The organism is Kribbella sp. NBC_00359, from assembly GCF_036097425.1.
Lineage (GTDB): Bacteria > Actinomycetota > Actinomycetes > Propionibacteriales > Kribbellaceae > Kribbella.
In genome coordinates this window covers 5907538-5924547 of the sequence record NZ_CP107975.1, presented here as the reverse complement: position 1 = coordinate 5924547, position 17010 = coordinate 5907538, and the positions used below count along the sequence as shown (strand labels likewise).

Here is a 17010-nt window from a genome sequence, read left to right as displayed (position 1 = left end):
CATGTTCCGCAACGTCTTCCTGAAGTCCATGTACGACGCCCGCCGCGGCCTGATCGGCTGGTCGATCGCGATCGTGGCGCTCGTGCTCCTCGAGAGTGCTCTGTGGCCGTCGGTCCGGGACATGCCGAATCTGACCGAGCTGTATCAGTCGTTCCCGGAGCAACTGCGCAAGTTCTTCAACCTCGACGCGATGACCACTGGCGCAGGTTTCCTCAACGCCGAGTTGTTCACGCTGATGCTGCCCGGACTGTTCCTGGTCTACGGCATCGCCCACGGCGCCCGCACCATTGCCGGCGAAGAGGAACGCGGGACCCTCGAGTTGCTTCTGGTCACTCCCGTTTCCGGCTTCCGCATCATCGTCGACAAGGCGCTCGCACTGGCACTGTCGATCACCGTCCTCGGGTTCGCGCTGTTCGTCGCCACCACGCTCGGCAGCCTGATCTTCGGCCTCGGCATCAGCGTTCCCGCCGCCGCGAGTGGCGCCCTCGCGATGACGTTGCTCGGCGTGGAGTACGGCGTACTGGCCCTGGCCGCCGGCGCACTCACCGGGCGCCGCACCGCCGCGGTCGGCATCGCCTCGGCCGCCGCCACCGCCGCGTACGTCGTCTACGCCGCCGGACTCGTCCTGCCGCGCTTCGAGTCGTGGCAGCCCTACTCTCCCATCCACCAGGCTTTCAACGGTGGACCGCTCGGTGCCGGCCTCCAACTCAGCTACCTCTGGCTCCTGGCCGGCACAGCCTTCCTCGTCGCGATCGCCCTCCCCGCCCTCGACGGCCGCGACATCTCGACCGCGCATGGCGGCTGAGCCATGCCCACGCTCCGCCGCCGCGACCTCGTGGCCACGACCCTGATCGCCGTACTGGTGATGCTCTACCTGCTGTTCCTTGCCTCCAGCAACTTCCTCACCATCCGTGGGATGACCTGCGCGACGCTGATGCTGGGCGGGGCGATCATCATCGTCTGCTCCGACAGCGAGCGGCCGGACGCCATCAGCTGGCTGACCACCATCCTCGGTGTCACCGCGGTCGCCGCCGGCACCCTGGCCCTCGCCGTATCTCCATCGACCCTCTTCCTGACCGTCGCCGTCGCGACCACGCTCGCCGTGTGGTCCGTCCAGCTCGCCGAACACCTCACCTTCACATCTCGGGAGGCACGCGATGACATCGACCCCGGTAACACGAGTTCCGCTGCCGGTACAGCCCGGTGACGAGATGGCCCAGCTCGCCCGGTTCCATCGCGATGTGCGCTGGACCGGCACCATCCAGGCCGGCGCCATGGGACCCGGCAGCCCCGCCATGACCGCGACCGGTGAAGGCCGCCACCACACCATCCAGAACGGACTGTGGATCGTCGGCGACTACCAGCAGGACCAGTTCCTCACCGACGGGACCTTCGTCCTCCACTGGCAACTGCACTGGGTCGCCGGCTGGGATCCACAGGCCGGCGAGTACCGCGCCTCGGTCGCCGACAACTACGGCCACCTGGAACTCCTGTCCGGCCGGATCAACGGCGACCTGCTCACCTTCGAGAGCATCGGACGCCCACCCGTCCGCCTCCGCCTCTCCTGGCACCTCGCCGACGACAACACCCTCACCTGGCGCAATGAGGTCTCCATCCAAGGCGCCCCCTTCAACCTCATCGAACGCTACCTCTGCACCCCCATCGAATGAACGAGGTCCGGATCCCGCCGCCCATCACTCAACTGCCTCGCTGGCGGGCGGTTCGTGAGGGCTTCAGCCCTGTAGGTGGGCTGCGTCCAGGGCGGACTGCAGTGAGCGGCGGTAGCCGTCCGAGGTGAAGGTCGCGCCTGACACGGTGTCGATCTGTGCGCTCTGGGCCGCGATCGCCTCGTGCTCGAGTTGTGGCAGCGCATACGCGCTGATCTCCTGGTCGCGGCCTCCCGACGACGGATAGACGAGTGCGGTCACGGCGACCAGGCGGTGCGAACGGATCGTGACGCGGACCTGGACCGGGCCGTACCGGGTGCCGGCCGACGTGCCGTTCACCGTGAGGACACCACTCGACGGTCCAGTGCTGACCACCCCGGGCTTGGCCGCGGTTGCGGAGGGAGAGTCAGTCCGGTTCGTGCTCGTCGGGTACAGGAACAGCAGGCCGAGCAGTACTCCGGTCGCTCCGACGACCGCCGCGTTGCGTCGCAGCCGCTCCGAGTGGGTCCTCATCAGGCACCGGCCCGATGTGCCCCGTCGAGCGCCGACTGCAGCGACTGCCGGTATCCCCCGGAAGTGAAGGTCGCGCCGGACACGGTGTCGATCCGCGCGCTCTGCGCGGCCAGCGTCTCCTGGATCAGCTGCGGTATCGCGTAGCTGTTGATCGCGTCGGTCTGCCCGTCCCCGCTCGGCCGCGCTAGTGCGCGGGCCCGGATGATCTGCCCGCTCCGCATAGTGATCTCGACCTGCACCGGCCCGTACTGCGTCTGGACCAGATCACCGGCTACGGTCACCGACGTGGCCTTCGAGGGACTCGAGCGCGTCGGCGAGGCGCTCGGGCGTGTCGCGCTAGAGCCCGGGCTGGTCGCGGTGGAGCCAGGGCGGGTCGCGGTGGAGCCTGGGTGGGTCGCGGTGGCTCCCGAGCCGGTAGCGGAAGGGCTTGGGCGGCCCGAAGCGTCGTCGGTGGGACTCGGTCGGCTCGGCGGGGCCGTTCGGGTCCCCGACCGGTTCGGAGGCAGCGGCGTCGGACGAGTCGGCACGTGCCGGGACCGTCCCGCCGGAGCGGACGACGCCACCTCGGCCGACGGCTGCGCGCTCGCCCGCAACGCCACGCCGACGACCACCAGGGTCGCCGCCGACATGACCAATTTGATCCCGCGCCTCACGCACGTACTCCTCTCACCATGAGAACCGCTCCTGATGCAGCTGGTTCGGCGGCAGACCGATTCCGGTGGCCGCCGCGCACACCGCGTCCATCCACTGATCAGGTCCGCAGACGTAGACGTCGTACTGGCTGATGCCGGGGACGAGCTGCTGCATCGCGTCCTCGTCGGTCCACGCCGCGGCGCTCTCCGGCAGCCAGGACTGCCGGTTCCGGATCCGCCGGCCGAGCACGTAGTTCACGGTGACGCCGCGGCGCTGGGCCAGCTGGTCGAGCTCATCACGGAACACCAGGTCGTCGACATCGTGCGCGCGATAGACCAGGACGGCATCGCCTGGTTCGTACGAGAGCTCCTCCAGCAAGGCCCGCAGCGGTGTGATGCCGATGCCGCAGGCGAACATCGCCACCTTGCGGGTGACCCGCCGCTCGCCCGTCAGCCGCCCGTACGGACCTTCGATCGCGACCTTGGTCCCCGGCCGCAACCCGGCCAGCCGGCTGCTCCCGTCGCCGGCCGCCTTGGCAGTCACCCGCAGGCGGTCGGGTGCAGGCGAGGCCGACAACGAGTACGGATTACCGCGGGACCATCCCGGGCCGTCGAGGAACCGGAAGACGAAGTACTGACCCGCCTGGACCGGCATCCGATGCAGGCCCCGACCGGCCAGCGTGACCGTCACCACGCCCGGACCCTCGCGGATGACCTCCCGCACAGTGAGGCCATGCCGAAGTGTCCGCCAGACCGGCAACGCCACGCGGTAGACCAGGATCGCGGCGAGTGCGACAGCGTACGCCGACCACCAGTACGCGCGCGCCACCGCCGACGTCGTGAAGTCCGCGCCGGTCCAGATCTCGTGCGGCACGGACAGCCCCACCCCGACGTACGCGTACAGGTGCAGCAGGTGCCACGACTCGTAGCGCAGCGCCCGGCGAGCCACCCGGACCGAGGTGACGACGACGATCGTCAACGCGATACTTCCCGCGACCGCGAGGAGCATTCCGCCGTACGTCGTGACGACGGTCCATGTCTCGTGCAGGAGATCGTTGTGATCCCGGAGCGTGTATCCCCCGAGGATCAAGGCGACGTGGACCATCAGCAGGTTGAACGACCAGAAGCCGACCAGCCGGTGCCTGCGGGCCAGCTCGTCCTGGCCGTAGCTGCGCTCGATCATCGGCACCCGGGCCATCAGGAACACCTGCACCAGCAACAGGTTCGCGGCCACCAGGCCGGACAATCGGCCGAGGGACGTGAGCACATCGGCCGGTCCGGCCGCGAGCAGCTGGACACCGCGCCCGGACAACCAGAGGGCGATCACCACCAGCACGCTGCCCCAGCACAGGACGCCGATGGCGTCGCGCCACCAGACCGGCGTACGAGACCGCCGCCGGAGATGCACGGTGCGATGCCGGCTCGTCGCCTGGGCAGCACCGCGGTTCGTCATGCTCCGACGATGCCCGCGGATTCTTAGGCCTTCCTTTGACCAGGATTCTCGATCGCGGGCAGGACCAGCTCGAACGTCGCCCCGACCTCACTCGGCGCCAGCCGGAGCTGCCCGCCATGCCGGTTCGCGACATCGTGGGTGAGCGCGAGGCCCAGGCCGTAATGCGCCCGGCCCGCACGATGACCACCCGTGTCGAACCGGCGCAGCACCCGTTGCGCCTCCTCCGGCCCGATCCCGGGACCGGTGTCGCTGACGGCCAGGATCACCTCCCGTCGATGCCGCCGTACGGCGATCCGCACCTCGCCGTCTCCTGGTGTGTGGTCGATCGCGTTGTCGACCAGCGCGATGGTCGCGCGGCGGATCGCGCTGGCCGCGCCGAGGACCAGCAGGTTGCCCTCGTCCGCATGCCACCGCAGCCGCACGCCGGCCTGCTGGGCGTGGGCTCCCGCGCTGGCCACGACGTCCTCCGCGACCTGGGCGAGATCGACCGGCTCGTGGCCCTCGGCACCCCGCGGGTCGGCGGCGGCGAGCAGGTCGTCGACCACCTCGCCGAGTCGCTTCGTGTCCTGGACGACGCCGTCGGAGTCGCGCAGGATCTCGTCGCTCGAGCTGTTGCGGCGCAAGGCGCGGTCGAGAACCTGGGCCCGCGTGCTCAGCAACGTCAGCGGTGTGCGCAACTCATGGCCCGCATCGGCCACGAACGTCCGCTGCAGGGTGAGCGCCTGGGCCAACGGCCGGACTGCGCGACGGCCGATCAGGACGCCCAGCAGCCCGGCGAACAACAGACCGAGCGCCGACGCGAATCCCATCGCCTGGAGCAGGCGGGCGCGCTCCTGATGCGCCGTCGCCAGATCGAGCACAGCCTGGACCGGCTTTCCCTTGGTGATCCCGGTGGCGATGCGGTACTCACCGTCATCGTTCTCCACTGTGGTCAACCGGACCTGCCCGTCGGCTCCGTTGCGCATCGCGGCCAGTTGGGGAAGGAGTTCGTCCGGCAGCCCCGGCGTGACCGTCGTACCGGCCGGGCCGGTGATGGCCAGCCAGGTGCCGGCCGGCGGATCACCGACGTCATCGGCCGTCGCGATCGCCGACCGGAGCAGATCGTCGGCGGCACCCGCTTGACCGCGGACCACGACGATCGTGACCAGAGCGATCAACAGCAGCATCGCCACCGCGACCAGCGCCGCGACCTGGACGGCAACGCCACGAGCGGCTCGGCGGACGAGGACCTCGTCACCGATCGGCCGGCCGCTCATGAACTGCCCAGCCGGTAGCCGAGTCCGCGGACGGTGCTGATCACTCCACGCCCGAGCTTCCGCCGGCAGTAATGCACATATGTGTCGACCACGGTCTCCGACTCCGCGTCGTCGAACACCCGGTCGAGGAGCTCACCACGACTGAACACGACACCGGGCCTCGCCGCCAGCAGCGCCAGCAAGGCCGCCTCGCGCTCGGACAGCTCCACCGTGCCACCGCCCGCCTGTCGCACTGTGCGGGTGGCGAGATCCAGCGAACCACCCGGAACCGCCAGCTGGCCGGCGTGATCGAGGTGGCGCCGCAGCAGGGCCCGCAGCCGCGCGAGCAACTCCGTGAGCTCGAACGGCTTCGCCAGATAGTCCTCGGCGCCGGCGTCCAGGCCTTCGACCCGGTCCTCGGTGCTGTTCCGCGCCGACAGCACCAGGATCGGTGTGACGACGCCGCGGCTGCGCAGCCTGGCGATCAGGTCCAGGCCTTCGACAGCGGGCAGGCCACGGTCGACGATCATCGCCTCGAACGACCGCGTCAACGCCAGGTGCAGTCCGGTCTGACCGTCGCCCGCGCGGGTCACGGCGTACCCCTCGTCGGCGAGCACCCGGTCGAGCAGTCCGGCGAGATCGGCGTCGTCCTCGATCAGCAGGATCTGTCTCATGGGCGTCATTGTGCCCTCGATCCGACCGCGGGCCAGCCGGGTGTCGCGAACAGGTTGCCATCAGCAAGGATCCCAGTCCTTCGTACCCGGGCAGCGCCGTGAGCACAGCCGACCACTCCTCCGCTGCGACGAACGCGGCCGTGGCGAGGACATCGGCGTACTCCAGTGACGGACCGCTCACCGAGACCGACAGCCATCGGGACACCGCCGGCTCCCCGGTCCGTGGGTCGTATAGGTGCGCACCTCGGGCCGCCGTACCGCTCGTTGCCACGGCTCCATCGATTCGGGCGACGCTGGTGATCACCCGCCCGGGGTCGCGCGGATCCTGGATTCCGACGGTGAACGGACGGTTGCTCGGGCACAGCACCAGTACGTCGCCCCCGGCGTTCAGGCACCAATCCAGGTCGGAGACCTCCCGCAGTCGCTCGCCGGCCCGCTCGACCGCCCAGCCTTTCACTAGCCCCGAGGGATCCCACCCGCCACCGGGCAGCTCCGGATCGAACAGCCCGCCGGTCAACTCGCGGGCGCGGTCGCACCGCTCGGCGACCGCCCGCACAACCGGGTCCACGTCGTCCCAGCCCACCTCTCCACGCGCCAGCAGACTGACCGCGCTGTCGGACTTGTACGGCGAGAACACTCGATCGACCTCGACCAACTCAGCGAAGACCTCCCGCACCGCCGCGTCCGCCCGCGCGGAGTCCGCCTGCTCCCCGCGCGCGAGAACGCTGACCGGCAGACCCATGATCTGCTCGACCCAGCTCCGCCGCGACACCATGCGGCAACGGTACGACGCTCCTAATAGAGCGTCCCGGCAGGAGCCGGGCGGATCATCAGTCCTCGCGCCGGCGCACGATGGCGACGGGCGACTCTGCGTGGTGCAGGAGGCTCTGGCTGACGGATCCCAGCAGCAGGCCGGCGACACCCCCGCGGCCACGGGAACCGACCACCACCAGCGACGCTGTCGCTGACAGTTCGACGAGCTGTGCGCCTGCCCGGCCCTCGATCACCAGGGCCTGCGCCCGCACAGTCGGGTACTTGTCCAGGTACGGCGCGAGGCTCTCGGCCAGCCAGTTCTTCAGCAGTCCTTGGGTGTTCTCGATCGAATCGGCATGCTGATCCTGCGGATGCCAGCAGTACACGACCTTCAGTGGCTGCCCTGTCCGGGCGGCCTCTTCGAAACCGAAGGCCAGTGCCTCGTCGGACTGCGCCGAGCCGTCGGTGCCCACGACCACCGGTCCGGTACGGCGCTCACCGCGTACCACGACCACCGGGCACGGGGCCTTCGCCGCGACCGACGTCGCCACCGAACCGAGCACTACGGCCGACATCTTGTTCCGCGATCTGGTCCCGACCACCACCACGTCGGCGTCCCCGGCCTCGGTGAGGATAGCGTGCGCCGGATCGTTGTTCGCGAGCCATCCGGAGCCGCACTCGTAGCCGAGCCGGTCCCGCGCGTACTGCACCGCGGCTTCGACCTCGCCCTGGTACTTGTCCAGCGGCATCGGCGGCGGAACGTAGCCCTCGACACCGAGCGCCGGCCACCGGCTCAGCTCGTTCAGATAGGCCCGGACCACCCGCACCGCCGCGCCGCGCCCCTCGGCCGCCTCGACAGCCCAGTGCAGCGCGCGCTGGCTCTCTGGCGTGTCGTCGACGCCCACGAGAATGTACTTGTCCATCGATCTGTTCTCCTCAGTGACTCGGCTGCTGGACGAGGACTTGCTTCGGCCCGTCGACGAAGATGGTCACCGTCGGCATCACCCGTCGGCGGACCTCGACCAGGTAGAGCTCGCCGCAGCGACCGTCCTTGGCCCATTCGAGTTCCATCGGCCGCTTGAAGTGCTTGTCGGCGGCAACCGACCAGCCGGCGAGCTCCTGGATGTCGTTGTCGGTCAGCACCAGGCCGGAGCGCTCCTGCGGTGTGGTCGGAACCGCCTGCGTGCCGCGGAGTCCGGCGTACACGGTCTTGGTTCGCTTGGCGCCGCGGTGCTTGACGATCATCGGACGCGCGCCAGGGTGAACGGAGTACTGGTCGGGATCGTCGGCGCACGGTTCACCCAGACCCCACGTGGCCAGGATCCGCACGAAGGTGCTCTCGCCGCGGACCGTGCCGGAGCTCCCCAGGTCCGCGCGCACCATCCGTTGCACGGTCACCGGCATAGCGGCCCCCCGGTGGTCCGGTCCGCGGTGCTCACGGTTGCCGACGGCAACGGCACTGAACAGCGACGCGAAGCAGCGCCGGCAGGCGGCGAGCACGTCAGCTCCGCTGCGCAGATGCAGGAAGGTCTTGTCGGCGACGTCGTCCTGCGGGTCGATCGGACTGCTGCGGACCGCGACCTCCGTCCCGTCCCCACCCAGCTCCTCGTAGCCGGCGAGGATCTCGTCGGTCAGGGCCGACGGCAACGATGCGTCCCGGAAGGCGGCGCGGATCGCGGCGGCGACCACGACCAGGTCCCGGCCGGCGCGGTATCTGCGGAGCTCCTGGGCGATGACCGGGGCGAGCCGGGCTTCGCGGACGAACTCGTGGTACGCCGAAGCGGTCACCGCGAAGCCCTCCGGAATCCGGATTCCCTCGTTCGTCAGCTCGGCCAAGCGAGCGTTCTTCACGCCGACCTGTTGTGGATCTGCGTCGCCCTGAAGCCAGACGACTCTCTCGCTGTTCATTGCTCCTCCTGTCACAGCGAACCGGCGACGAGCTCGGTCATGTCGACCAGGCGGCTCGTGTAGCCCCACTCGTTGTCGTACCAACCGAAGACCTTGACCAAGCGGTCCTGGACCTGCGTGAGCTGGGCGTCGAAGATGCAGGACGCCGGGTCGCCGATGATGTCGTGGGACACGATCGGATCCGTGGTGTAGCGCAGGATCCCCTTCAGCGGTCCGGCCGCGGCGTCCGCGAAGACCTGGTTCACCTGTTCGACGGTGACGGCCTCGGACAGCTGCACCGTCAGGTCGGTCAGGGAGCCGTCCTCGACCGGGACGCGCACCGCGACGCCGTCGATCTTCCCGGCCAGCTCAGGGATGACCAGGCCGACCGCACGGGCCGCGCCGGTGCTCGTCGGGATCAGGTTCGTGGCGCCGGAACGCCCGCGGCGCAGATCCTTGTGCGGCGAGTCCAGCAGCACCTGGTCGTTGGTGTAACTGTGGATTGTCGTCATCAGTCCACGCTCGATGCCGAAGGCCCGGTGCAGTACGGACACCATCGGCGCGACGCAGTTCGTCGTACACGAGGCGTTCGAGATCACGTGGTGTACCGCCGGGTCGTAGTCGTCCTCGTTGACGCCGAGTACGACGGTCACGTCGACATCCTTGCCGGGCACCGACAGGATCACCTTGCGAGCGCCCGCGGTCAGATGCGCGCCGGCGGCCTCGCGGGTCCGGAACTTGCCGGTCGACTCGATCACGATGTCGGCCCCGACCGCAGCCCAGTCCAGGCGCGCGGGGTCACGCTCGGCGGTCGCACGAAGCGTGCGGCCGCCGACCGTGATCGTGTCGTCGGTGTAGCCGACCTCTTCCTTCAACGGTCCGTAGGTCGAGTCGTAGCGCAGCAGGTGCGCGAGTGTCGCGGGCGCAGCGACGTCGTTGATCGCGACCACCTCGATGCCGCTCGACGTCCGCTCGAGCACGCAGCGCAGGTAGTCCCGCCCGATCCGCCCGAACCCGTTGATCCCAACCCGTACGCTCATGATCGACCCTTCAGCCGGTTGTTTCCGTCACTCTCATTCGACCCGTGAGCCGGGGGTCGCCTGCAGAGTCGAAGGTCCCGGCTTCGGCTGCCGGACGACCGCCAGTACGACGGTCAGCGTGCCGAGCAGGAGGAAGACACCCGAACTCGTCAGGATCGCGATCCACACCCACTGCAGCGCGGGTGCGGTGGCGCCGACGTCGGCGCGCACGCTCAGGTCCCTGCTGCCGTCCGCCGCCATCACCACCAGCGTCCAGTCGCCGTTCTCGATCGGCCAGGTGATCGTCTGCTCACCCGGACCGGCCGCTTGGACCCGCCAGATCTTCAGGTCGGTGGGCACTGCTGCCGGCGCCGTGCCGGCATGATCGGCGTACGTCGTGGTGTTCGGGCCGACGGCTTTCACTGTCGTGTATTCGACCCCGGCCAGGTACCGGCGTACGTCGGTCACGGACGAGAGGCCCACGAACACCGGGCCGCCGCTGACCGTCTCCACGCGCACCCGGGCATCACCGAACCACCGGTGCGGCACTGTCGCGGCTCCAGCGTGGATCGTCAGCTGTTCACTTGTCAGTGCGTAGCCGGTCGTGCTCAACGTCACCTTGTCCGAGGTCACGAAGCCGGCGGAATCACGGCGCGCCTGATCCAGCCAGGCCATCGCTCCCCCAACGGTGAGCCCCAGCAGCGACGCCAGCGTCACCAGGACGCCGACGATCAACGCAACGGTCCGCCCGGCCGACATCCGCTGCTCGGGTTCGCGCCGCGGCGGTGGTAAGAGCCCCGGGTGCGGCTCGTCCAGTCTGGTGGTGCTCGGGTCGTCACCGCCCATGTCCAGGCGGAACGGCGGGTACTGGTCGACCATCAGTCCGGCGTACGCCGCGACCCGCAATGCCCAACGGTCCATGCCCAGCACCAGGTCGAAGACAGGACGCGGAAAGCGTCCGGTGAACAACAAGACCACAGCGCCGATCAGCACCAGCAGGCCAACCAGACCGGAGCCCCAGCCCTGCCTGTCCGTCTGCAGGGCGAACCAGGTCCCGCCGCCCAGGAAGAATCCGACCACGAGGTAGTGCGGAATCGCGAGCAGCCACCACTTGACCAGCACCAGACCGCGCGACAGGTGCTCCGGATACGCGATCTCCAGATGCGCCGGGTAATCGGGCACGTCCTCCAGGGTGAACGGCGGGTACTTGTCGGTGCCCAGTGCGCCATACGCGTAGAACTGGACTCGCCAGGTCCATCGCAGGACTCCGACGTTGAAGTCGAAGATCCCGCGCGGGTAGCGCCCGGTGAACAGGATGGCGAAGAACGCCACGAAGCTCAGCAGGACGAACCCGATCCACAGCACCGCCAGCACGAACAGATGCGGGATCACCAGCACCCACTTCACCAGCCACAGCCAGCGATTCAGCCCTTCGTCCATCGCCCCGTCCACGCGGACGGGGTACGTCGTCGTACTCATCACGTCCTCCTGTCATTCGTCCCTCACTGCCAGCGTCGATCCGTCGCAGCGAGGTCAGCAGAGCCGAAGGTCCCGCTGAGGACGCGCCTTGCTGCCCTGACCGGACGACCGCAACCGGCAGACGGTGGAAAGTGATGAGCAAGGAGGCAGTCATGGACGAGAAGGTCGTCGATCGGCCCCTTCCGGCCGACAACGACGAGACGCTGCGCAAGCAGGCGGTCGAGGATCTCCGCAAGCGGCACGACCTCGCGGGACACGTCCTCGCCTACCTGACGGTGAACACCTTCCTGGTGGTCATCTGGTACCTGACCGGTGCGGGATTCTTCTGGCCCGCCTTCCCGATGTTCGGCTGGGGCATCGGCATCGTCTTCCACGCGTGGGACGTGTTCTGGCCGCAACCGAGCGAGACCGCGGTCCAGGCCGCGATGGACCGCATCGCACGCCGCAAGTGACGACACTCCGGCAAGGCCTGCTCCGATCTCGGAGCAGGCCGTCAGTCGCGGATCAGGACGTCGGCGATCGGGCGGCGGGGAGTCGGTGGGACGGGGGGACCGTATCCGAAGCGGATCACGGCCTGGGGGCGCTGCCAGGGACCGAGCGGATCGTTGATCTGCCACCGGAGGCCCTCGTGCTCGATCACCTGATTGAGCAGGGACGTCGAGACACTGTGCGCGGTCGCCTCGAGCAGCACGCGCTCCAGTGCCTGGCCGGCGCGGAGCCACTCGATCGGTCCGTCGTACCGGGTCGCCAGTACGGCGAACTGTGGTGCACGCTCGAAGTCCGCCACCGGCCGCAGCTCGTCGGCCCCGGTGGCGGCCAGATCACGGACGACCGGATCGCCGCCCGCGACCCGCGGCCCGAGCGCGCTCGACGGCACGCCGTCGTCCGCCCGGTCGCCCCCGACCCACCGGCGCCGCTCCGCCGTCCGCCCGCGACTCTGGTCGTCCGCGGTCATCGCGTCAGTCGTTGCCATCCGCAACCACCACTGCATCGGCGGCCGATCAATCCATTGCAGCACTGCGCCCTCGACCCGCGCACTCAGCCCGAGTTCCGCACGGATCTGATCCGGAACCCGCACATCGCTGAACGGCTCCCGGTTCGTCCGGCGTTCCGAGAGGTACGGTGCCAGTCCGGCCATCTCCCCGGATAGCGGCGCATCGAGCTCCACCACCGCGACGAGATCCGGGCGGCGCTGCTCCATCAGGTGACGAACTGCCGAGCCCATCCCGAGGGCCGCCGCAGCAACCCGCAGATTGAAGATCGACGCACCCAGCGACACATACAGCATCCGCCGCGACGGATCCTCCGCCGGAAGTTCACGCGCGCGATCCCGGTGCACCTCGACCGTCCGCCCTGCGAACCGGAACCGCCACGGCTGGGTGTTGTGCATCGACGGCGCCGCTACCGCGGCCCGCAGCATCGCATCCCTGTCCGCGTCCGTCAGCCGGACCGTCTCCTCCATCGCGATCATCTCCGTGGATGTCAGAACTGGAAGACGACTCGGGCCGGGACGTCACCGGCCAGGACGTCGGCGATGGACTGGTTCACCTCGTCGAGCTTGCGGTCGACGGCGATGACCCGCGTCCGGCCGGCGGCGTGCAGGGCGAACACGTCGGCCAGATCGTTGCGCGTGCCAACGATCGAGCCGATCACGGTCTTGGCGTTCAGCACGGTGTCGAAGATCGGCAACTTCAGGGCTCCGTTGTCAGCGGGCAATGCCACGCAGACGAGCCGCCCGCCGCGACGCAGCGACCGGAAGGCCTGGTCGAACGACTGCGGGTTCGCCGCGAGGGCGACCGCGACGTCGGCGCCGCCGAGTGCCTGGATCGCCTCGACCGGGTCGGTCTTCACCGCGTTCACCACGTGGTCCGCACCGAGTTCGGTGGCCATCTCCAGCTTGGAGTCCTCGATGTCGACGCCGATGGTGATGCCGCCGGCGATCCGCGCGTACTGGAGGGCGAGGTGCCCAAGCCCGCCGACACCGAAGATCGCAACCGTCTCGGCCGGCGCGACACCGGCGACCTTGATCGCCTTGTACGTCGTGACTCCGGCGCACGTCAGCGGTGCGGCATCATGCGAGGAGATCCCGTCGGGCACGGGTGTCGCGAAGGCCGCCGGGAGTACGGCGTACTCGGCGAAGCTGCCGTTGACCGAGTAGCCGGAGTTTCGTTGCTCCAGGCACAGGGTCTCCCAGCCGCCGATGCAGTACCGGCACTTGCCACACGCGTACCCGAGCCAGGCGATCGCGATCCGGTCGCCCACTGCCCGTTCGGTGACTCCGGCGCCCAGCTCCACCACCACACCGATGCCCTCGTGGCCCGGGATGAACGGCGGGGTCGGCTTGACCGGCCAGTCCCCGTGCGCCGCGTGGATGTCGGTGTGGCACAGCCCACTGGTCTCCATCCGGATGAGGACGTCTCCTGGTCCGGGCTCGGGAATCGGCACCTCCCGGATCTCCAGCGGTGCGGAGAAGTCGGTGACAACTGCTGCCTTCATGGTCGTCCTTTCAGGTTGCACAGGTTGTGGATCGGGTGACGAAATGGCCGCTGAGCCCGGCCGGGAGGGAGAACCCCTCCGGTCCACCGGGCTCGACGTCAAGCTCGACCGTGGCTTCGCCCCAGGCTTGCCGCCGGTCGAGGTAGAACGGGCTGCCCTCGATCTCGCCGAGAAGCACGTCCCCAGGGTCGATCAGGAACTCGCCATCCGGGTAGCACATCGGCGTACTGCAACCGCTGGACTGGACGATCAGCACTGGAGCGCCACGACCGGCGCTCAGGTGACGGATCGCCTGGCGCGCAGCCGCAGTGGCCGTGATACGGACGGTGGGCATCGGATCCTCCGATCCTTACCTCGATGAGTCGATACACCTTCGAGCGAACCGCAACTCGGTCCGGCCACGTAGGGCCGAAAGGCCCGTCCGCGCGGACCGATCGGCCGATGCGGAAGGCGGCGCGTGCAGCCCATGCTCGAAGCAGATCGGCTCCGGAGGTGGACCGTGCATCAGCTGCACCCGAAGGTCGTGCCGGTGCCCTGGGCCCGGCGGCTCGTCATCGATGCCGGCCGGGCCGCCCAGCGCCGCCACGCCATCCACGGCCTGTTCGAGGTGGACGTGACCTCGGCCCGCGGGGCGTTGCGACGGCACCGGGAGACGACCGGTGAGGATCTTTCGTTCACTGCTTTCGTCATCGCCTGCGTAGCTCGTGCGGTCGCCGCCGACCCCACCGTCCAGGCGTACCGCGACCTGCGCGGCCGGGACGTGATCTTCGACCAGGTCGACGTCGGCCTGCCGGTCGAGGTCGAGCTGGACGGTAGCTCGTTCGCGTTCACGCACGTCCTGCGCGATGCCGGCAGCCGCACGGTGCAGGACCTGAGCCGCGAGATCCGCGACGTCAAGGCGGATCCCCACCTCAGCCCGTCGGTCCGGAAGGCACCGTGGGCACACGCCTACCTGATCCTGCCTGGCTTCGTGCGCATCCGGCTGCTCGGAGCGCTGCACCGCTTACCCCATCGCCAGCGGGCGCTGGCCGGAACCATCGGCGTGACCGCGGTCGGAATGTTCGGCGCCGGTGGCGGCTGGGGCATCGCCTTCCAGCTCCACACGCTCGGCGTCGTCATCGGCGGCATCACGCGACGTCCCATTCTGTTCCAGGGCCGGCTGGTCGAGCATGAGTTCCTGCAGCTGACCATCAGCGTCGACCACGACGTGGTCGACGGCGCGCCCGCCGCGCGGTTCGTCGCGCGCCTGCGCGGTCTGCTCATGGCTACCGAGGAGATCGGCCTGCCGGAGACGGCAAGGAAATCAGCATGAGACACCAACCAGTCGTGGCCGGCATCGACGGGTCGCCGGCCGACCAGATCGCGATCAGGTGGGCAATAGCCGAGGCCGCCTCGCTGCGCACCCAGCTTCGGTTGATCCATGCCATGCAGCCCGGTGATTCCGCGTCCGAGGCCGGTGACGTCGTCTCCAAGGCTCTCGCCTTGGCCCGCGAACTCGCGCCGGCCGTCGATGTCGATCCGCGGATCGAGAACGGCTCGCCATCCACCATCCTGGGGAAGGCGTCCGGTGACGCGAAGCTGGTGGTGATCGGCAGCCGTGGCCTCGGCCTGATGGCCGGCGCACTCCTCGGCTCAACCGGCCTCGACCTCGCCGCGAACGCCCGCTGCCCGGTGATCGTCGTACGACCGGATCTCGGTTCTGAGGCCGGCATCCGAGTGGTCATCGGGTACGACGGCTCATCCGCCAGCCAGACCGCACTCGACTTCGGCCTGGACTACGCCCGGCGCCACGACCTCACTGTCCGCGTCGTCGCCGCCCAGCCCGCCGGCACTGAGCTGCACCGGATCACAGAGGCCGAGCTCCACGACGCAGTACACGCGCGCGGTGGTCACGACGCCGAACTCATCCAGATCACCGGCCACCCCGCCGAACACATCCTCCGCCTGGCCGCCGACGCAAACCTGATCGTCCTCGGCGCCCGCGGCCGCGGCGGCTTCAGCGGCATGCTCATCGGCTCGGTCAGCCAAACCGTCCTCCACCACGCCATCTGCCCGGTCGCCATCATCCCCGCCGCCATCACCGGAGGCTGATCCCCATGACGACACATCCCGCCACAACGCCCGTGGCTTCCAACCCGCTGTGGCGCGCGATCCACTGGGGCTTCGTGGCCCTGTTCGCCTCAGGCGCCTGCGTCCACGTCTACCTTGCCCTGACCACCCCCGACTCCTACCGCCCCTTCGCCGACGGCGCCTTGTTCGGCTGGGTGTACGACGGCTGGCAGAACATCTTCATGGCCGACCCGACGCTGTGGGCCCTCCTCCTCGCCCTGGCCGAACTGACCATCGCCGTACTCCTGGTCAAGAGTCCGCGCGCCGGCTACGTGGCGGTCATCGCCTTCCATCTGGCCCTGATGTGCTTCGGCTGGGGCTTCTGGCTCTGGTCCGTCCCCGCCCTGTGCTTCGCGATCCCGGCGGCCCGCCACACCTTCCGGACTGGCCGGTAGCACTCATAGCCCTCAGATGAAGATGATCTGGGCGCCGTCGGTCTTCTCGCTGAAGTCGGCGGCGCTGATGATGGCTTCGACGTCGTCGACCACATCTCTTCGTGTGCCGGCCCGGCCTGGTGCACCAGGTCGGGCCGGTAGGTGTCAGTCGGTGTGCTCGATCGTGATCGTGCGCGCCTCGGCGGCCTTCGCCGAGATCGGGACGGTCACCTCGAGGATTCCGGCCGTGTACTTGGCCACGACGGCCTTCTCGTCGGCTCCGTCCGGCAGCAGCACCCGGCGGGTGAGCGTGCCGTAGTGGAACTCCGAGCGGGCACCGTCGTGCTCCTCCTGTTGACGAGTCGCGGAGATGGTCAGCATCCCGTTCGCGACCTCGACCTTGACGTCCTTCGCCGGATCCACGCCGGGCAGCTCTGCCCGGATGACGTACTTGTCGTCGTCGCTGAACTCCTCGATCCGGACGCCGCGCATCATCGCCGGCATGGGGAACAGACTCGGCAATCCCTCGGCCCAGTCGAACAGGTCCGCGAACTGACGCCGGTTGTCTCTGTGTTGGAGCGTCGTCATAATGTCTCCTTTCTGTTGTCCTTCACCTCCACCTCACCTCGCGCCGCGGCGACACAGCAGGGCCAAAGGCACTGGCCCTGGCAGGCCTTCGTCCCGCCGCCGGTGACCCCGATGCTCGACACCCGTTGTGC

The 17010-nt window shown here is 69.1% G+C and carries 21 protein-coding genes and 1 pseudogene; 8 read left to right on the top strand and 14 right to left on the bottom strand.

Annotated elements, in window-relative coordinates:
* The first annotated feature begins 1 nt into the window (after position 1).
* The 3 genes from OG876_RS29030 to OG876_RS29020 are packed head-to-tail and all read left to right on the top strand — an operon-like array spanning position 2 to position 1670.
* A complete protein-coding gene (locus OG876_RS29030; protein WP_328519820.1) occupies positions 2–805 on the top strand; it encodes an ABC transporter permease subunit in 804 nt (267 codons plus the stop codon).
* A 3-nt stretch (positions 806–808) separates the two neighbouring features.
* A complete protein-coding gene (locus OG876_RS29025) occupies positions 809–1207 on the top strand; it encodes a hypothetical protein (RefSeq protein ID WP_328519819.1) in 399 nt (132 codons plus the stop codon).
* 4 nt (positions 1208–1211) lie between these two features.
* Complete coding sequence (locus OG876_RS29020; RefSeq protein ID WP_328519818.1) at positions 1212–1670, top strand: DUF1579 family protein; 459 nt, start codon at positions 1212–1214, stop codon at positions 1668–1670.
* A 63-nt stretch (positions 1671–1733) separates the two neighbouring features.
* Here OG876_RS29020 and OG876_RS29015 read toward each other — a convergent pair whose 3' ends face one another.
* Both OG876_RS29015 and OG876_RS29010 read right to left on the bottom strand, forming a co-directional pair.
* The gene (locus tag OG876_RS29015; protein ID WP_328519817.1) at positions 1734–2180 is read right to left on the bottom strand and encodes an FMN-binding protein; all 447 of its coding nucleotides are present in this window, start codon (positions 2178–2180) and stop codon (positions 1734–1736) included.
* The gene (locus OG876_RS29010; RefSeq protein WP_328519816.1) at positions 2180–2461 is read right to left on the bottom strand and encodes an FMN-binding protein; all 282 of its coding nucleotides are present in this window, start codon (positions 2459–2461) and stop codon (positions 2180–2182) included. Before OG876_RS29010 ends, OG876_RS29015 begins: the two co-directional genes overlap by 1 nt.
* A gap of 4 nt (positions 2462–2465) precedes the next feature.
* On the opposite strand from OG876_RS29010, the gene OG876_RS29005 reads away from it, so the two are divergent.
* On the top strand, positions 2466–2855 hold the full coding sequence (locus OG876_RS29005) for a hypothetical protein (RefSeq protein ID WP_328519815.1): 390 nt from the start codon (positions 2466–2468) through the stop codon (positions 2853–2855).
* Here OG876_RS29005 and OG876_RS29000 read toward each other — a convergent pair.
* From OG876_RS29000 to OG876_RS28970, 8 genes and pseudogenes are all read right to left on the bottom strand, one after another.
* A complete protein-coding gene (locus OG876_RS29000; RefSeq protein WP_328519814.1) occupies positions 2847–4265 on the bottom strand; it encodes a ferredoxin reductase family protein in 1419 nt (472 codons plus the stop codon). The genes OG876_RS29005 and OG876_RS29000 overlap by 9 nt on opposite strands.
* 23 nt (positions 4266–4288) lie before the next feature.
* Positions 4289–5521, bottom strand: coding sequence for a sensor histidine kinase (locus tag OG876_RS28995; protein WP_328519813.1), 1233 nt, complete (start codon positions 5519–5521; stop codon positions 4289–4291).
* The gene (locus OG876_RS28990) at positions 5518–6174 is read right to left on the bottom strand and encodes a response regulator transcription factor (protein ID WP_328519812.1); all 657 of its coding nucleotides are present in this window, start codon (positions 6172–6174) and stop codon (positions 5518–5520) included. Before OG876_RS28990 ends, OG876_RS28995 begins: the two co-directional genes overlap by 4 nt.
* Positions 6175–6280: 106 nt before the next feature.
* Positions 6281–6916: pseudogene (locus tag OG876_RS44115) on the bottom strand (FAD:protein FMN transferase); the annotation flags it as partial.
* An 88-nt stretch (positions 6917–7004) separates the two neighbouring features.
* Complete coding sequence (locus tag OG876_RS28985) at positions 7005–7850, bottom strand: universal stress protein (RefSeq protein WP_328519811.1); 846 nt, start codon at positions 7848–7850, stop codon at positions 7005–7007.
* A gap of 13 nt (positions 7851–7863) precedes the next feature.
* Positions 7864–8835 (bottom strand): PEP/pyruvate-binding domain-containing protein, encoded by a 972-nt coding sequence (locus tag OG876_RS28980; RefSeq protein ID WP_328519810.1) that lies wholly within the window; start codon positions 8833–8835, stop codon positions 7864–7866.
* An 11-nt stretch (positions 8836–8846) separates the two neighbouring features.
* Positions 8847–9854 carry a type I glyceraldehyde-3-phosphate dehydrogenase gene (gene gap, locus OG876_RS28975; RefSeq protein ID WP_328519809.1) on the bottom strand — a complete coding sequence of 336 codons (1008 nt, stop codon included), beginning with the start codon at positions 9852–9854 and terminating at the stop codon, positions 8847–8849.
* Between the two features lie 33 nt (positions 9855–9887).
* On the bottom strand, positions 9888–11312 hold the full coding sequence (locus OG876_RS28970; RefSeq protein ID WP_328519808.1) for a DUF4389 domain-containing protein: 1425 nt from the start codon (positions 11310–11312) through the stop codon (positions 9888–9890).
* A 152-nt stretch (positions 11313–11464) separates the two neighbouring features.
* On the opposite strand from OG876_RS28970, the gene OG876_RS28965 reads away from it, so the two are divergent.
* A complete protein-coding gene (locus OG876_RS28965; protein WP_328519807.1) occupies positions 11465–11764 on the top strand; it encodes a 2TM domain-containing protein in 300 nt (99 codons plus the stop codon).
* Positions 11765–11805: 41 nt separating this feature from the next.
* On the opposite strand, the gene OG876_RS28960 is transcribed toward OG876_RS28965, so the two are convergent.
* The 3 genes from OG876_RS28960 to OG876_RS28950 are packed head-to-tail and all read right to left on the bottom strand — an operon-like array spanning position 11806 to position 14142.
* Positions 11806–12774, bottom strand: coding sequence for an Acg family FMN-binding oxidoreductase (locus OG876_RS28960; protein WP_328519806.1), 969 nt, complete (start codon positions 12772–12774; stop codon positions 11806–11808).
* 20 nt (positions 12775–12794) lie between these two features.
* Complete coding sequence (locus OG876_RS28955) at positions 12795–13808, bottom strand: zinc-dependent alcohol dehydrogenase (RefSeq protein WP_328519805.1); 1014 nt, start codon at positions 13806–13808, stop codon at positions 12795–12797.
* 10 nt (positions 13809–13818) lie between these two features.
* Entirely contained in the window at positions 13819–14142 is a 324-nt protein-coding gene (locus OG876_RS28950; RefSeq protein ID WP_328519804.1) for a DUF779 domain-containing protein, read from the bottom strand.
* Positions 14143–14307: 165 nt separating this feature from the next.
* Between OG876_RS28950 and OG876_RS28945 the strand changes: the two genes are divergently transcribed.
* The 3 genes from OG876_RS28945 to OG876_RS28935 are packed head-to-tail and all read left to right on the top strand — an operon-like array spanning position 14308 to position 16312.
* Entirely contained in the window at positions 14308–15120 is an 813-nt protein-coding gene (locus OG876_RS28945) for a 2-oxo acid dehydrogenase subunit E2 (protein WP_328519803.1), read from the top strand.
* On the top strand, positions 15117–15899 hold the full coding sequence (locus tag OG876_RS28940) for a universal stress protein (protein ID WP_328519802.1): 783 nt from the start codon (positions 15117–15119) through the stop codon (positions 15897–15899). The genes OG876_RS28945 and OG876_RS28940 overlap by 4 nt, the downstream gene beginning before the upstream one ends.
* Before the next feature lie 5 nt (positions 15900–15904).
* Positions 15905–16312, top strand: coding sequence for a hypothetical protein (locus OG876_RS28935; RefSeq protein ID WP_328519801.1), 408 nt, complete (start codon positions 15905–15907; stop codon positions 16310–16312).
* Positions 16313–16456: 144 nt separating this feature from the next.
* Here the strand turns inward: OG876_RS28935 and OG876_RS28930 are convergent, their stop codons facing one another.
* Positions 16457–16879 (bottom strand): Hsp20/alpha crystallin family protein, encoded by a 423-nt coding sequence (locus OG876_RS28930; protein ID WP_328519800.1) that lies wholly within the window; start codon positions 16877–16879, stop codon positions 16457–16459.
* Positions 16880–17010: the final 131 nt, after the last annotated feature.

Excerpts from the sequence above, each read along its gene's own strand:
- OG876_RS29015 (WP_328519817.1), bottom strand. The coding sequence starts at position 2,180 with ATGAGGACCCACTCGGAGCGGCTGCGACGCAACGCGGCGGTCGTCGGA.
- OG876_RS28995 (WP_328519813.1), bottom strand. The coding sequence starts at position 5,521 with ATGAGCGGCCGGCCGATCGGTGACGAGGTCCTCGTCCGCCGAGCCGCT.
- OG876_RS28965 (WP_328519807.1), top strand. The coding sequence starts at position 11,465 with ATGGACGAGAAGGTCGTCGATCGGCCCCTTCCGGCCGACAACGACGAG.
- OG876_RS28990 (WP_328519812.1), bottom strand. The coding sequence starts at position 6,174 with ATGAGACAGATCCTGCTGATCGAGGACGACGCCGATCTCGCCGGACTG.
- gap (WP_328519809.1), bottom strand. The coding sequence starts at position 9,854 with ATGAGCGTACGGGTTGGGATCAACGGGTTCGGGCGGATCGGGCGGGAC.
- OG876_RS29000 (WP_328519814.1), bottom strand. The coding sequence starts at position 4,265 with ATGACGAACCGCGGTGCTGCCCAGGCGACGAGCCGGCATCGCACCGTG.
- OG876_RS28985 (WP_328519811.1), bottom strand. The coding sequence starts at position 7,850 with ATGGACAAGTACATTCTCGTGGGCGTCGACGACACGCCAGAGAGCCAG.
- OG876_RS29020 (WP_328519818.1), top strand. The coding sequence starts at position 1,212 with ATGGCCCAGCTCGCCCGGTTCCATCGCGATGTGCGCTGGACCGGCACC.
- OG876_RS28970 (WP_328519808.1), bottom strand. The coding sequence starts at position 11,312 with ATGAGTACGACGACGTACCCCGTCCGCGTGGACGGGGCGATGGACGAA.
- OG876_RS28935 (WP_328519801.1), top strand. The coding sequence starts at position 15,905 with ATGACGACACATCCCGCCACAACGCCCGTGGCTTCCAACCCGCTGTGG.
- OG876_RS28940 (WP_328519802.1), top strand. The coding sequence starts at position 15,117 with ATGAGACACCAACCAGTCGTGGCCGGCATCGACGGGTCGCCGGCCGAC.
- OG876_RS28930 (WP_328519800.1), bottom strand. The coding sequence starts at position 16,879 with ATGACGACGCTCCAACACAGAGACAACCGGCGTCAGTTCGCGGACCTG.
- OG876_RS28955 (WP_328519805.1), bottom strand. The coding sequence starts at position 13,808 with ATGAAGGCAGCAGTTGTCACCGACTTCTCCGCACCGCTGGAGATCCGG.
- OG876_RS28950 (WP_328519804.1), bottom strand. The coding sequence starts at position 14,142 with ATGCCCACCGTCCGTATCACGGCCACTGCGGCTGCGCGCCAGGCGATC.
- OG876_RS28960 (WP_328519806.1), bottom strand. The coding sequence starts at position 12,774 with ATGGAGGAGACGGTCCGGCTGACGGACGCGGACAGGGATGCGATGCTG.
- OG876_RS29030 (WP_328519820.1), top strand. The coding sequence starts at position 2 with ATGTTCCGCAACGTCTTCCTGAAGTCCATGTACGACGCCCGCCGCGGC.
- OG876_RS29025 (WP_328519819.1), top strand. The coding sequence starts at position 809 with ATGCCCACGCTCCGCCGCCGCGACCTCGTGGCCACGACCCTGATCGCC.
- OG876_RS28980 (WP_328519810.1), bottom strand. The coding sequence starts at position 8,835 with ATGAACAGCGAGAGAGTCGTCTGGCTTCAGGGCGACGCAGATCCACAA.